This window comes from Paenibacillus sp. RRE4 (genome assembly GCF_031844205.1).
Classification (GTDB): domain Bacteria; phylum Bacillota; class Bacilli; order Paenibacillales; family Paenibacillaceae; genus Paenibacillus; species Paenibacillus xylanexedens_B.
Genome location: NZ_JAUZUT010000001.1, coordinates 2,149,399 through 2,163,502, shown reverse-complemented (window position 1 = coordinate 2,163,502; position 14,104 = coordinate 2,149,399). Strand labels below are relative to the sequence as shown.

Sequence of the window (14,104 nt, the reverse complement as noted above, 5' to 3'; positions counted from 1 at the left end):
TGTCCTGTCTGTTAACAGCATAAACCCTAGGTCAGACCTAAGGTCAAGACTAGTTTTCAATGCATTCATTATGAACCAATATCTATGTCTGAAAACATCACAAAGAAGAGCAAACCATTTAGCGGTTCACCCTTCACATATGTATTTTATAAAGTTTCAAAAGAGTGCGTTGGGCGTTTTCTTATCTTTTGAACTTCATATTTCCTTTGTGATGCGCGCTCATCAGCATAGGAATGGCAATCAGTAAACTGACGATGATGGGTACAATGGATGCCTCCAGTCCGAAGCTTCCACCTGTCAACCATGGTGATCCGGTTAGCTGTACATCAAAAAAGCCTTGTGTTGCTATGCCCGACACCGGTATACCCAACATTCCCTCCAGTGCATTCCATGCAAAATGAAGACCCATGACAAACCACAGATTACGCCGCCACAGAAATCCGGCTCCGAGCAAAATGCCTGCCTCAATGACAATAGCAACTGAACTCCAAAGTGTTGCTCCGGGATTTGGCAGATGGGCCAAACCGAAAAAAAGCGAAGTTATAGCCAACGCGAACCAGCTTCCAATTCGCTTTTCAATCGCTTGCAGGAACAAGCCGCGAAAGATCAACTCCTCCACAATGGCCGCACCGATCGCCAAAGCCAAAATAGAACCAACCGCATTCGTCGCTGACCATGTAAAGCTGTATCCGCCAAGCAACGTGATGATCCCGACAGAAAAACCAATCAAGATCAGACCGACTCCTGAGCCTAAGATTAATTCAATTCCTGCATGTCGAAGTTGCAATTCTTGTACCCTGCGCCCTGCCATGAATTTCATTACAGACCAGTAGATCGCAATGGAGACGATACCTCCTGCAAGTGCCAGTAGAATCGACAGAATGCCTTGCGAATCAACGAACAGCTTTTGGGTCATGAACCCGGATAGGCCCACGAGAATAACACCTGTAAACATCCATACGAGCGGAAACTGCGTTATTTTTCTCACCTCAAACAAACCTCCTCACATGATTGGACTAGTTACCTTTAGTATATATGTATGACATGAATGTTGCTTTCAAGCAACGCTTCGCAGGTGGATCGTCTTATTTATAATACTTTGGAGCAATATAACGATTCAGCCGTTCGTCTGTTCTGAATCTGACGCAAAAAAGCCGCTTATATGCGGCTTTGCTTCATAAGTGCTTCACAAGTGCTTCATAGAGTTAAGCTCCTTGCTCTCCAATCATCTGCAGTTCAATCTTCTTCATCTCGTAAAAATAACCTTTACGCTCCATCAATTCCTCAAACGAGCCTGTTTCTACAATCCGGCCTTGATCCATGACCACAATCTGATCCATCCGTTCAAGTCCTGTCAAACGGTGACAGACGAGTAATAGCGTGTCCTCTGCCGCTTGTGTCAGCAAATTCTGTAACACGCGTGCTTCCGTAACGTAGTCCAGCGAAGAGGTTGGTTCGTCCAGCAACCATAACCTTCCCTTGCGTAACATAGCGCGGGCCAGAGCCAGCCGTTGCTTCTCCCCATCAGACAGGTTTTCTCCTTTTTCGTATACGGTGTCGTCCAAAGATGTGTTGAACAGTTGAACTTGATGGAGTATATTTTGCACATATTCATCGGAGTGAGACTCACCACTGAGTAGCAGATTATCCCGAATCGTTCCCCGGAAAAAGTGGCTCTGTTGCAACGTGGCACGGGTATGTTGCCATATGCCTGTTTCATTCAACTCATTCACAGAGATGTCATTGAATTTTATTTTGCCAGTAGCAGGTGTCCGTAACTTGAGAATTAAATCCAAAATCGTAGATTTTCCAGAGCCGCTCGGTCCGACAATCGCCGTTTTGGACCCAGGTGCAAGGTAGAGTGAGACGTCATCTAGCGCAGATCTCCATTCCCCTTCATATTGAAAAGAAACATGAGACAGTTCAATCGTTACCGCTTCCGCTTCTGCATCGACTTGCAGAGATAAATGGGTTTTTGATGAATGAGCCTGACTAACATGCCCATTGGTCTGCGGTTCAAGCACCGTCTCAGCCAAACGTTTCGCAGCATGTTCACTGTCCAACTTATACGCTGGTAACACGACCATTGCTGCGGATTCTTCAAACATCGTTTGTGTTGCCAGAATCAACATCGCAAGATAAACTCCGGCAAAGACTCCGTCTGCAATGAGAAAAGCACTGATTACCAGCACACCCCATGTGACCAAATAGGTGACAAAAACATGCATGGATTGTCCCAGCACCAATTGTGTAGCAGCTCTTTGTTGTTGCGTTGCGAGTTCAGCAGATTCCCGCCGAAGCTGCTCTTCCCGCCCTGCCAATTGCCCATATACTTTCAAATCACGGAAAGCATACAACACTTCGGTTACCTCCGTAGATAGTTTTGCCCGTTGCTCGCGCACATGTTCGTTGATTTTCCGTTGACCGATCAGCACGAGGTTTGGAACAACAAAAGCTGTAATTAACATGCCAATGATGAGCAAACACGCAATCCAGAATGAAAAAACGGCTGTAAACAGGACGGTGCTCAGGAACACCATCACCACCATAATAGGCGGATAAGCCACACGCAGAAAATAATGTTGCAAACTCTCTACATCCCCTACGATTCGTGCCAGCAGATCCCCGCTTCGGTTTTTGTTCAAAATTCCAGGAGTAACCGGTATAAGCTTGGCAAAAAATGAGGTTCGTAAACGGCTGAGGATAGAAAAGGTTGCCCGGTGAGAAGCAAGTCTCTCCCCATAACGGCTAGCCGCTCGTACGAATCCGAGAAGTTTGACCATCGACGTTAGAACAATCAAGGTGTACAGCGGCGGTGCAAATACCGTCTGCGAGATGAGGTACCCACTTGCGGAGAAAAGGGCTACACCTGCTGTACCTGCAATGAATCCGCATAATATAGAGAGCAAAATATCTTTGTGCTCCTGCATCATCGCCTTGGACAGAACAGCTAACTCTTTCATGCGATCCCTCCTGTTCTCTGAATCTGCACCATTTCGGCATATCCAGGCACTCGTTCTAACAACTCCTGATGTGTTCCCGAATCTGCAAGTACACCACCCGACATGAACCAAATCTGGTCCGCTTGCTGAATCGTATACAATCGGTGTGCAACCGTAATGATCGTAGCCTGCTCTGACAATGTTGCGATAGAACGTTGCAGAATCTGTTCCGTACGCAGGTCGAGTCCAACTGTAGGTTCATCAAACAAAATGAGGGCAGGTTTCTTCAAAAAAGCGCGAGCCAGAGCTAAGCGTTGTTTTTCTCCCCCTGAAAGCCCACGTCCTCCTTCCCCGACAGGGGTATCCAATCCTTTATCCAGTTGAGCAATAAGGGATGTGAGTCCTGCGCGATCAGCCGCTTTTTCTATCTCTGCACGGAGTTCATCGTTTCCTGCACCTATAGCTATATTTTCAGCCAATGTGCCTGCAAAAATATAGGGATGCTGTGTAATATAACTGATCTGTTTAAACCAGTAGGCCTCGTTTATTTGTACAAGCGATCTTCCGTTAATCCAAACTTCTCCCGAGGTCGGACGTAACAAACCGGAGATCAGGTTCAATAACGTTGTTTTACCTGAGCCGCTTGGACCAACAATCGCGATTTTTTCTCCTGGTTTTACAGATACATGTCCTGTTTCAAGTACAAAGGAACCCGGGGCATAGCGAAACCGGACATTTTCTAATTCAATGAGTGGCGCCATATCTGGCTTCGATGACGACGGCCCGGCCAAAAATTGCAGAGGTGACGCCTTCGCGACATCTTCCTTGGTCTGTGAATTTTCACTTCGTTGTTCACTGTCCCCAAGCAGTTGCTCCACCTTACGGATAGCCCCCATGCTTGTTCGACCGCTGTGAAAGGCAGTGCCTGTATTTTTTAACAGACTGTAGAACTCCGGAACGAGTAACAACAACAGAAAAGCGGTATGAAAAGTCATCGATTTATACACGAGTAGCTGAATGGCAAGCTCTAACGCAACGATACCGATACTCAACATGACAATCGCTTCAAGCATGAACGTATTCGTAAAAGCAATCTTCAAAATGCTCATCGTGCTATCCCGATAACCTAGACTGCTGCGTTCGATCTCCTGTTGCTGGCGATTCACCCGTCCGAATATTTTCAATGTCACCAGACCTTGAAGCGAATCGAGGAACGTACCGGAAAACTCCGCCAGCTGTGCATACTTTTCTTCGGATTTATTTTTGGTCTGCAAGCCAACGAGAATCATGAACAATGGAATAAACGGTGCTGTACACAACAGAATCCAACCTGTGTTGGCATGTAGTGTGAAGGCAACAACCAGAATTACAATCGGAATCATCGAAGCTTCCATCATACGTGGCATGTACTGGCTGAAATAGCTGTCCGCCTCATCGACGGCGTCCAGGGCAACGCTGACCTTGCCTCCCGTCTGTCCCTGCAATGCAGAGAACATGGAAGCGTGAGTCAGATTTTGTAACACCTTGGCACGCATATTGGTTTTGGCACGTGCAGCCATATGCAAACCAACTTTCCCGTTGCCGTATGTTAACAGTGTACGTAGAGCCATAACGGTGAGTAATAACCCGAGAAGTGGCATAATGGATGATAAGGACGCCTTGTCTACAAAAATACGCTGTACAGCTTCTGCCATGAATACAGCCTGGCTTATGATCGCTGCACCAAGGGCCAGTGAAAAGGCCATAAGGAGAAGTCTGTTTTTTCGAAGTAAAGACATCTGCTGTTGAATCAGAATCGATTTTTGCCGACCCGACTGTTTTCCTTGCTGTTTGGTTCGCTCTTTCCTTTGCCTTTTCACAGGGCGACCCTCCTTTTTATTTGTTTCCTTTGACATAATCCGCATCAAACAGGAACAGTTTGAACACCAGAATCAGAGATGGAATGAGCAGACATAATCCTCCGATAAAGACGACAACCAATGCGAAACCCATAGCTGGCGAGGTAGCACTGCTCTGAATCGTGATGTACGGATCAAGGATGTATGGGTACTGACCGATACCATAGGCAAAGAACGCACAGAAAAACTGTAGCATGATGCAAATAAAAGCAAGTCCGTAGCGGCGTTCGTTATACAGCAGCCACATGGCAACCATGAAGAAAGCGACGGATAAGGCGAGCAGCCACCAGAGATCCATCATATTTTGAAAATGACGTTCATTGTGCTGACCCAAATATATAAATGCAGTCAGCGCTAAAATAATCGTAGGTGTGCTCCAAAATAAGGAATAATTCCGCATGAGCTTCAAGGCACCTTGATCTTCTGCCCGTGAGGCGTAGAAGGTTAGAAAAGTCCCGCTGATAAACAATACAGAGACAATCGCTAGTCCAACGATGCTCCAGGATAACGGGTTGGTGAATAACGCCCAGTAATCCAGTGAAACCGTCTCTCCCTGCTTCAGAATGAAACCACCTTCCGACAAGGTCAGGGCTACGGACAGAGATGCCGGAATCAACAAACCCGTTGCCCCATATAAAAACAGGTACAAGATGTTGTTCTTGGAACCGTAATTCTCAAAAGCATAGAACGAGCCACGGATTGCTAAAAGTATAACGGCGATACTTCCGGGAACGATCAAGGCTGCGCCATAATAAGAGGCCGTATCCGGGAAAAATCCAACGATACCAATATAGAAAAAGACAAAAAACACATTCGTAATCTCCCATACGGGCGATAGATAGCGAGAGATTAAACGGTTAATCAGATGATCCTGTTTCGTTAGACGTGCATAAAAGGCAAAAAATCCAGCTCCGAAATCGATTGATGCAACAATCAAATATCCGTACAGGAACAGCCAGAGTACTGAAATACCAATTAACTCATAACTCATGGGGATGCCTCTCCTCTCTCCGCAACTGTTGCCGTTTTATCTTGTTTGGCCTGCAACCACCGTTCCATTTCAACCTCGGCAGGATTATTATTGAACAATCGTTTCAACACGAGAGCACAGATCACGCCAAGCACGATATACAAAAGCAAGAAAACAAAAAATAAAATTCGCACACTCGGAGAAGATGTGGCGGCTTCTTCGACACGCATGTACCCCCGAATAATCCATGGCTGTCGCCCGATTTCGGCATAGAACCAGCCCATCTCCACAGCGAGGAAAGCAAGCGGCGCGCTCAGTGCAACGAGACCAAGCATCCACTTGTTCAACGGATTACGCTTCTTCCATAACACAAATAGGAAATATAAGCTGGAGATGGCGAGTAGAGCAAATCCGATGCCAGCCATTAGATCGAATAGATAATGCACCAGTAGCGGCGGCTGTTCATCGGGTGGAAATTCGTTCAGTCCGGTGACTTCTGCATTGAAGTCTCCAAAGGCCAGAAAGCTGAGCAACTTGGGCAGATGTAACGCGCCTATAATCTCATGTTCCGCATTCAGCCAGCCGAGCAGGATCAAATCCGCGCCGCTCTCTGTCTCGAAATGCCATTCTGCTGCTGCCAACTTCTCCGGTTGGTGTTCAGCCAAAAACTTAGCAGATACGTCTCCAGCGAGTGTATTAAGCAAGCTGAATACCAAAACCACAGCCATCATCAGGTTTAGGCCTTTCTTGTGGTAAGCAGATACCCCCCTCTTCAACATCGCAAGAGCCGCGATCCCGGCGAGCAAAGCCGCTCCTGTCAAATAAGCCGAGCTTAAGACATGGAACACTTTAGAGAACGTTGCTGTATTCAGCATGGCTTGCACGGGATTGACCGCTGTAAATTGACCAGACTGCATCACAAATCCTTCCGGTTGGTTCATGAATCCGTTCACGGTTGTGATGAAAACTGCGGACATGCCTGCTCCCAGAACAACGGGAATCGTCAGCAACCAGTGGATATACGGATTTTTGAATCGATCCCATGTATAAAGGTAAATGCCCAGGAAGATCGCTTCGAAAAAGAAGGCGAACACTTCCATAAATAGCGGCAATGCAATGACATTACCAGCCAGCTTCATAAAATTCGGCCACACCAGGGCCAGCTGTAGCGATATCGCTGTACCTGTCACCACCCCCACAGCCACCGAAATGACAAAACCTCGTGACCATCTTTTCGCCATAAGTATGTAGTGGGGGTCTTTCTTCCGAATACCGATAAATTCAGCAATCGCAATCATCAGAGGTACACCTACACCAAGTGTTGCAAAAATAACGTGAAATCCAAGTGTCAGACCCGTTACGAGTCTGCTCCATAACACAGTATCGACTGCCATTTTGTATTGCCTCCTCTCAAATTCCATTCATTGCTTCTTCTGTTTTACACATCCACTCCGATGACAGAATAACCTTACAATCGCTGTTATCCCCAGATTTTTTTGATTCCCTTTTCAAAGGGAAAATCCGGTGATAAAGGCGAAGCGTATGCTTCCGATGCAGCTTTCTTTCAGAAAGCTTTTAGCTCCGCTTTTTCAGGTTTTTTCTGTCCTCTCCGTTTTTGTGTAAATTAGTTAGTTGTTAGCTTTCAAGTGAATCGCAAATTCGCTATAGGCAAACTAGCCCAACAACTTATGAGAAAAAAATCACAAACCAAAATACAAGGATAGGTTGCCACATGTCCCGTGCATTTAATCCTGTAACACTTAAACGCTATCCAAGGTTGGATGTCTCTTCTCCTCTGATCCAGCTACGCCGTAATCATTGGCTTAGACTTAATAATCAAAATTATTATATCCTTAATTTTAAGCAATTCAATCGCTGATACCCCCTTGTTCATAAACGTTCAAGAAAGGCTCAACTCTTTCTGACAACTTCGTGAAAATAGGCACAATCACCCTTTAGGGCTATTGCATTATTCAGCTTAGCCGTGATATTGAGTGATAACCATATGAGGTGATTGCTCATTGATTGAGTTTGAATCCTTGAGAGACTGTCCAACCAACATTAGAAATGATCTGTGTTACACTAGAGTTACTTCTGTCCTGCGACAGAGAGACATGCAATTCATAACGATTAATAACGATGCATAGTGTAAGGAGATGTTCTATTGAGTAATATGAAAAATAAATTCGATTATATGTCAGAGACCGAAAGACTCGTGATCCGCCCACTACAAGATAAAGATTACGAGAACTGGCTTCACGGATTCGAGAGCCGTTTTCCCTCCCAGCATCGACACGATCCTGGAAAAATGGATATGAGCGAATGCACATTAGAATGGTTCGAGCGTCTGGTTGCAAGACATCAGGAACTGGCGTTTAACGATAAAGTATATATCTTCGGGGTTTTCCGAAAAGAAGATGGTACACATCTTGGCATGATCGATATTGCCACCTTGGCGAGAGAACCTTTTCAGTGGGCGAGCTTTGGGTACACGATTCACAATCAGCACTGGAAAAAAGGATACGGCAAAGAAGCGGTACGTCAGGTCCTCCGTATTGCAGCCGAGTCTTTAAAATTCCACCGTTTGGAAGCACATATCAATCTGGATAACCTGCCGTCCATCAAGCTGGCTGAAAGTGTCGGTCTGGAGTTCGAATGTATTCGCAAAGGTTTTATCTACGAACATGAGGAATGGACGGATCATCTGGTTTATTTCAAGAACCTGCTTTAAAGCGGTCTATTTATTTAAAAATAGATAACCTGAAAAAAAGCAGCTACCATCCAAGGTAGCTGCTTTACTTCAATATCAGATCGGACCAAGTGAACTAACAAAATACATTTACTTCACGATGTGGATTCAGATCAGAGATACACTTCATATATTATCAACTCATATTCACATGTATTAATGTGACTTTTTTAGAATACAAGCCTCGAGGATTTTGCAATAACGCATGGATAAATGTACTAATTTTGTTTCTATCTTTTTCCTGAATCAATTAAACCCGCTTGACAGCCATTTCATTTAAGATATGCCTTACCTGATAGGTACCATTTTCTAATTCAGATTGTACAAATGACTCCACTCGATCCTCCTCTACGTCATACAGTACTTCAATTTCTCTAGAGAACAGCAGATGTCCTTCTTTGATTTTGTTAGACAATGTAGCAATCTTCTTCGGTTTCGGCGCTTCACCCAGAATCTGCTGTAGCGCTTGAACGTAGGTTTCCAGAGGGCGAGCCCCAACCACTTTAATGCCTTGCTGCTCCTTGTTGACAATAATAATGGATGGGAAACCTCTTACGCCTAGCCGGGCAGTCATCTCAAAGTCTTCTTCCAACAAGTCTTGTGCAGATTGCCGAGCAGCACTGTCCACGATTTCTTTTCCATTCAGCCCTAGCCCATTCACAAGCTCAATCAGCACATCATCTTCTCCAATATTTTGATTCATCGCAAATACGGCTTCACGCGCAACTCTTAGAAAGGCTTGTTCTTTTCCGGGATACATTCGCTCAATGACTTTATACACACGGGAAGGCGGATAGGATGACTGGATCGGGTTCTCAAGCCATACAGAACCGTCAATCGGCATCCGTGAGTGCTCGCCTACTTCTCTCCAGTGGCCTGCCACATCCGCAGGTTTCTGAATGCCGTTTGCCCCATCAGAGAATCCTTCCCAGCTCGCTAATAAACCACCCATTTTGGTCTCCACATTAAAATAATGACCGTATTCTTCTATAAAACGATTCAACACAGGTTCCAGTGCCCAGCAGTGTGAACAAATGGGGTCTGTAGCATAATAAAGTGTTATTTTTTTCTCTTCCTGCTTTAGATTAATCACTTGCATTTCTTCTTCATCCGTCACACTGCATACGCCCGTTTCCAAATCACACATCATGGATTCATTACTCATCATTATCCCGCCCTTTTTGATCTTATCTATTGAATTAACTTTGTGTTAGTATGATTATAATATCTACAATCTACAGAACAAGTACGATTCTTTTTCTGACTAAGTATCAAAAAGTATACTATTGGACCGGAACAACAACTTTGGCTTGGAGGTTTTTTGTGTGAAATATGATTTTAATTTTGATCAACTCTGCCCGGCAACCTATGCTTTTCAGGTGATTGGCGGCAAGTGGAATCTGCCGATCCTAGCCATTCTGAGTGAAGATGACAGTATTCGATATAACGAATTAAAAAGAAGGCTCCCCCGCATAACACCAACGATGTTAACGAATTGCTTGAAAGATTTAATTCAATACGGAATCGTGCATCGGGAGCAATATAACGAAATTCCGCCAAGAGTCGAATATTCACTCACACTATCTGGCAAAGAACTCGTTCCTTTAATTGAATCGATGGTGTTATGGGGTAAGAAAAATATGCAGCAAGGATCAAATTCATCTCAAAACGGATAAATGCCTTGTGGCATCATACGTAGTTAGCGGAAGTCCTGTTGTCCATCTTTGTACCAAATCCGGATTGGCAATGAAGGGTCGACCAAAAGCAGCCAAATCAATTACACCGTCATTGATTGCCTCTTCCGCCCTCTCCAGACTGAGATCCCCTACTCCGATAATCATGTGCTCCCATTGTGTCCGAATGGCCTGATGGAAGTTAAGTCCATCTAACCAGACACTTGCATAACTTTCGGTTGAAGGGTGCAGAATGGTGATGCCCGTTTCACGAAACAGCGCCAGATAGGCGTGGAGAGTCTCGACTCTAGAGGCCCATGAATAAGAAGGATCGTCATCCTTTTTTTCGGAAAACCGGATGCTTATGCGTTCCACGCTGATTTCTTTTTTTACCGCCTCAATAACCTCTCTCAAAAAACGAAGTCTCTCCTGAAGACCGCCACCATATTGGTCTGTTCGTTTGTTCGTACGCTCATTGATGAATTGATCAATCAGATACCCATGCGCTGCATGGAGCTCAACTCCGTCAAACCCTGACAAAACAGCATTGCGCGCAGCAAGCTGAAAACGATAGATTACATCCCCGATCTCCAACGGAGTCATGGCTTGAGGGCATTCATAGGGCTTGTGAAGTTTATGCACCCTCCCCTTCGCTTGTATGGCTGAAGGGGCCTGGGGTTTCCTTCCGATTAAGTCGGAATGCGAAAGGCGACCCACATGCCATAATTGTGCGATGATCGTACCGCCGTGTCGATGAACAGCTTCCGTTACCTTTTTCCAAGAAGAGGTCTGTGCGTCCGTATATAATCCAGGTACCCCGTAGGTCCCTTTGCCTGAAAGCATCGGATTAATCCCTTCCGTAATGATCAAACCCACGCCATCTCTAGCTCGTTGTTCGTAATAAGCAGCGATTTCATCGGTTACCGTTCCGTCCGCATCTGATGCAAAACCTCTAGTGAGCGGAGCCATGACGATACGGTTGCGAAGCTTCCATTGGTTGATCGTTTCAGGTTGAAACAAATTTAAATTGATTTTAGACATGTCATTTCCTCTTCTCTGTTTGAATTAAAGTTATTGTAGAACGGATACGACATATCGTAAAATGATTAGAATATATAAGGATATCACTCAGAGTGATACCTTTACTTAAAGAAATGACGAAGAACTATCGTTCTTTTTCCGCTTAAAAATTGCTGTTCGGGAGGCTGTCATGGAACTATCTGATATTGATATTATGCTGGCCGTTGGACGCTCGGGCAAAATCTCACAAGCAGCCAAAGAACTAAACTATGCCCAGTCTAATGTCACAACACGGATTAAAAAACTGGAGGAGGAATACCAGGTTCAATTGTTTAACCGTTCTTCCAAAGGGGTGATACCCACGGAAAAAGGAACGCAGTTTCTTGCTTATGCGGCACGGATTCGAGGTCTGCTTCATGATTTGCAACAAGAGATGATCGATCCGGAGGAACCATCGGGTACGTTGAAAATCGGAATCGTCGAAACCGCCGCTTCACGTCGTTTCATGGAGATTTTGAATGAGTATCAGATGACTTATCCGGACGTGTCCATTTCGCTGGTGAACGCCACCTCCCCCAAAGTGCTAAGGCATAAAATTCAGTCTTCTGAACTGGATGGTGCTTTCATTAGCGGGGCCTGCGTGAAGGAAGGATTAAAGGTGGAATATGAGATGCAGGATACGGTTCACATCATCTCGAAACGAACGGATACGCTTCTGGAATCTTTTTGTCAGCTTTCGTGGGTTGTCTTTCCCCAAGGGTGCCCGTATCGTGAGCTTACAGAAAAGTTTTTGGCGGAAGAAGAACTTTCGGCCAAAAAATTGATTGAAGTCAGTACAATGGAAAATTTACTTAACTGTGTAGAATCCGGAATCGCTGTGACAATTATGCCCTGTAGCGTTGTTCACAATAAACCTGAGGCATACACGTTACACAATCTATCTGATGTATTTACACCAACCACTACCACATTTGTTCGTGGTGAAAATCGATATGTCAGCAGTGCCCTTAAGCAGTTCATGAGACTGTTACATGAGAAGTGTATAACCTTCTAGGTCTTCATTGAGAACCATTTTGCTGACTATTCGACCATTTATGTATAAAGAGCAGCCAGATGGCTGCTCTCTTTATATACTGTAACTCGTTCTACATACTGAATAGCTCATTCTGCTCACCCAAGCAGCTCTTTTATTTACTTAAGACTGTTCCATAATTGCTTGAATGCCCCCTGCTCTACTTCAAAAAATACAGGTATATGACCGTAACGCACCATGCCTTCCTCACCGAACAACACAAGCTGAACCTTTGTTTTATCTTTCAGGGTCAAATAAATCATTTTGCGATCTTCTTTGCCATAGAGACGTTCTTCCAGTTCAGAACTTGTTGAAACCGGTGTTGCTTTGTACAATGCTTCAATAAAACGGTTCAGTGACTCGTCTGCCGGAAGCTGCTGTAGCTGCCCCAGCCCGTTATTCCAGCTATCAAAGTTCTCCCACTGCGCTGCAGTCACATGGCCCTCGATGTTAAGCTTGCCAATTAGATCGGTGCCGCTGCTAATCGACATACCATTGGTTTTATCGAACAATTGGGCGTAAACTTGTCCATCTATTTCCGTATAAGACATAATCCGAAAATCAGAATCGTATCCGTTCACGCTGTAAATATCTGCTTTACCAATCGTCGAGGCCAGCTCTTTGTAGTCATCCTTACCACTTAGCTCATGGATGCCACCAGTCGTTTTGCCCAGTTTCTCACCTCGTAGCGCCAAGGCATCTGCACCTTCCACTGTTGTCGCAGATTCGGTATAGACGTTACCATCATAAACAACCAATCCAAGCATGTCTGCCTTAACATTCTGGTTATCCCCACTCGGCACCTCAATCTTCGGAATCTCTACAGGAACTATGTTTGAATTCTCAGTCTTGATCACGGTCTGACCTTCGGAAATCGAGCCTTTGATAACCTCTCCGGTATTTAACGCTGTCTCTTTTGCAGGTGCAGTCGTTCCACCCCATTGTTGCCAAACTGTCGGTGCTGCCAGCCCAATACCTGCTGCGACCACAACACTCGCTGCGATGTACAGCGATTTACGAGGACGTTTCGTCGATTGACGCTGGACATTCACGTTCTGTTCGATTCTTTTTTTCATCTGGTCATCTGGTTTCATCTGATCCACCGCTTTCTTATATCGTTGTTTGAATTGTTGTTCGTTCATGGTTGTTCCTCCCCCTCAAGCTCCAGTTTTAACAGTTGTCTTCCCCGTTGTAATCTCATCTTCACAGCTGATTCACTAATCTCTAAAATCTGGCTAATGTCCCGGATGCCATAATCTTCGTAATAATAGAGATGAACTACCGATCTATATTTCACGGGCAGAGACATCACCAGTTCAATCAAAGCCTGATCTTCAGGATTATCCAGCGTGACGGGTCCCACGGCTTCCAGCTTGACTTCCCGTTTACGCCAGCCTTTACGGAGCAGGGATTTGCAATGATTAGTAATCACTCGGATCAACCATGCTTTTTGATGTTCCGCATCGTTGAACGCAGGCGCTTTTTCCATCCATTTAATGAATGTGTCCTGAGTAGCTTCTTCCGCGTCTTCCCGCCTGCCGAGGTGAACCATTGCAATCCGGAACAGCGTATCCGCGTATGTATCATAGATGTTCGTGACTTCGTCACTTGGTTGGGATATGGTTTGCTGCATGGTTGTTGTGCCCTCCTTTATACCCTAAACACTCTTACGGACGACATTTGGTCACATTTTGTTTTCACTTTTTTATCTCCGCTCGCAAAACACGCAAAAAAGACTATTTCGCTGACAACACACTACCAAGTGCGTGTCATTGAAATA

The 14,104-nt window shown here is 45.0% G+C and carries 12 protein-coding genes; 3 read left to right on the top strand and 9 right to left on the bottom strand.

From position 1 onward, the window contains the following. Positions 1-181: 181 nt before the first annotated feature. From Q9R46_RS09715 to Q9R46_RS09695, 5 genes are all read right to left on the bottom strand, one after another. Positions 182-988, bottom strand: a complete 807-nt coding sequence (locus tag Q9R46_RS09715; protein ID WP_311279856.1) for a CPBP family intramembrane glutamic endopeptidase — start codon at positions 986-988, stop codon at positions 182-184. A gap of 217 nt (positions 989-1,205) precedes the next feature. Next, positions 1,206-2,963: a thiol reductant ABC exporter subunit CydC gene (gene cydC / locus Q9R46_RS09710; protein ID WP_311279855.1), complete on the bottom strand. Its 1,758-nt coding sequence runs from the start codon at positions 2,961-2,963 to the stop codon at positions 1,206-1,208. Next, positions 2,960-4,720 carry a thiol reductant ABC exporter subunit CydD gene (gene cydD / locus Q9R46_RS09705; protein ID WP_311280989.1) on the bottom strand — a complete coding sequence of 587 codons (1,761 nt, stop codon included), beginning with the start codon at positions 4,718-4,720 and terminating at the stop codon, positions 2,960-2,962. The genes cydC and cydD overlap by 4 nt, the downstream gene beginning before the upstream one ends. A gap of 97 nt (positions 4,721-4,817) precedes the next feature. Further along, entirely contained in the window at positions 4,818-5,831 is a 1,014-nt protein-coding gene (locus Q9R46_RS09700) for a cytochrome d ubiquinol oxidase subunit II (RefSeq protein ID WP_311279854.1), read from the bottom strand. Further along, complete coding sequence (locus Q9R46_RS09695) at positions 5,828-7,204, bottom strand: cytochrome ubiquinol oxidase subunit I (RefSeq protein WP_311279853.1); 1,377 nt, start codon at positions 7,202-7,204, stop codon at positions 5,828-5,830. The genes Q9R46_RS09700 and Q9R46_RS09695 overlap by 4 nt, the downstream gene beginning before the upstream one ends. Positions 7,205-7,983: 779 nt before the next feature. Here Q9R46_RS09695 and Q9R46_RS09690 point away from each other — a divergent pair. Further along, positions 7,984-8,541, top strand: a complete 558-nt coding sequence (locus Q9R46_RS09690) for a GNAT family N-acetyltransferase (protein ID WP_311280988.1) — start codon at positions 7,984-7,986, stop codon at positions 8,539-8,541. A gap of 268 nt (positions 8,542-8,809) precedes the next feature. On the opposite strand, the gene Q9R46_RS09685 is transcribed toward Q9R46_RS09690, so the two are convergent. After that, positions 8,810-9,724: a DsbA family oxidoreductase gene (locus tag Q9R46_RS09685; protein ID WP_311279852.1), complete on the bottom strand. Its 915-nt coding sequence runs from the start codon at positions 9,722-9,724 to the stop codon at positions 8,810-8,812. Positions 9,725-9,884: 160 nt separating this feature from the next. Here Q9R46_RS09685 and Q9R46_RS09680 point away from each other — a divergent pair, with 160 nt between their 5' ends. Beyond that, entirely contained in the window at positions 9,885-10,235 is a 351-nt protein-coding gene (locus tag Q9R46_RS09680; protein WP_311279851.1) for a winged helix-turn-helix transcriptional regulator, read from the top strand. Here the strand turns inward: Q9R46_RS09680 and Q9R46_RS09675 are convergent. After that, positions 10,218-11,273, bottom strand: a complete 1,056-nt coding sequence (locus Q9R46_RS09675; RefSeq protein ID WP_311279850.1) for an alkene reductase — start codon at positions 11,271-11,273, stop codon at positions 10,218-10,220. The two genes, Q9R46_RS09680 and Q9R46_RS09675, sit on opposite strands and share 18 nt — an antisense overlap. 169 nt (positions 11,274-11,442) lie before the next feature. Here Q9R46_RS09675 and Q9R46_RS09670 point away from each other — a divergent pair, with 169 nt between their 5' ends. Beyond that, positions 11,443-12,306: a LysR family transcriptional regulator gene (locus Q9R46_RS09670; RefSeq protein ID WP_090916024.1), complete on the top strand. Its 864-nt coding sequence runs from the start codon at positions 11,443-11,445 to the stop codon at positions 12,304-12,306. A 137-nt stretch (positions 12,307-12,443) separates the two neighbouring features. Here the strand turns inward: Q9R46_RS09670 and Q9R46_RS09665 are convergent, their stop codons facing one another. Both Q9R46_RS09665 and Q9R46_RS09660 read right to left on the bottom strand, forming a co-directional pair. After that, positions 12,444-13,466: a hypothetical protein gene (locus Q9R46_RS09665; protein ID WP_311279849.1), complete on the bottom strand. Its 1,023-nt coding sequence runs from the start codon at positions 13,464-13,466 to the stop codon at positions 12,444-12,446. Beyond that, on the bottom strand, positions 13,463-13,957 hold the full coding sequence (locus Q9R46_RS09660) for an RNA polymerase sigma factor (protein WP_311279848.1): 495 nt from the start codon (positions 13,955-13,957) through the stop codon (positions 13,463-13,465). The genes Q9R46_RS09665 and Q9R46_RS09660 overlap by 4 nt, the downstream gene beginning before the upstream one ends. Between the last annotated feature and the right edge of the window lie 147 nt (positions 13,958-14,104).

Bases quoted from the DNA above. Each gene is read 5' to 3' on its own strand.
- cydC (WP_311279855.1), bottom strand. From the start codon at position 2,963: ATGAAAGAGTTAGCTGTTCTGTCCAAGGCGATGATGCAGGAGCACAAA.
- cydD (WP_311280989.1), bottom strand. From the start codon at position 4,720: ATGTCTTTACTTCGAAAAAACAGACTTCTCCTTATGGCCTTTTCACTG.
- Q9R46_RS09700 (WP_311279854.1), bottom strand. From the start codon at position 5,831: ATGAGTTATGAGTTAATTGGTATTTCAGTACTCTGGCTGTTCCTGTAC.
- Q9R46_RS09695 (WP_311279853.1), bottom strand. From the start codon at position 7,204: ATGGCAGTCGATACTGTGTTATGGAGCAGACTCGTAACGGGTCTGACA.
- Q9R46_RS09690 (WP_311280988.1), top strand. From the start codon at position 7,984: ATGAAAAATAAATTCGATTATATGTCAGAGACCGAAAGACTCGTGATC.
- Q9R46_RS09685 (WP_311279852.1), bottom strand. From the start codon at position 9,724: ATGAGTAATGAATCCATGATGTGTGATTTGGAAACGGGCGTATGCAGT.
- Q9R46_RS09675 (WP_311279850.1), bottom strand. From the start codon at position 11,273: ATGTCTAAAATCAATTTAAATTTGTTTCAACCTGAAACGATCAACCAA.
- Q9R46_RS09670 (WP_090916024.1), top strand. From the start codon at position 11,443: ATGGAACTATCTGATATTGATATTATGCTGGCCGTTGGACGCTCGGGC.
- Q9R46_RS09665 (WP_311279849.1), bottom strand. From the start codon at position 13,466: ATGAACGAACAACAATTCAAACAACGATATAAGAAAGCGGTGGATCAG.
- Q9R46_RS09660 (WP_311279848.1), bottom strand. From the start codon at position 13,957: ATGCAGCAAACCATATCCCAACCAAGTGACGAAGTCACGAACATCTAT.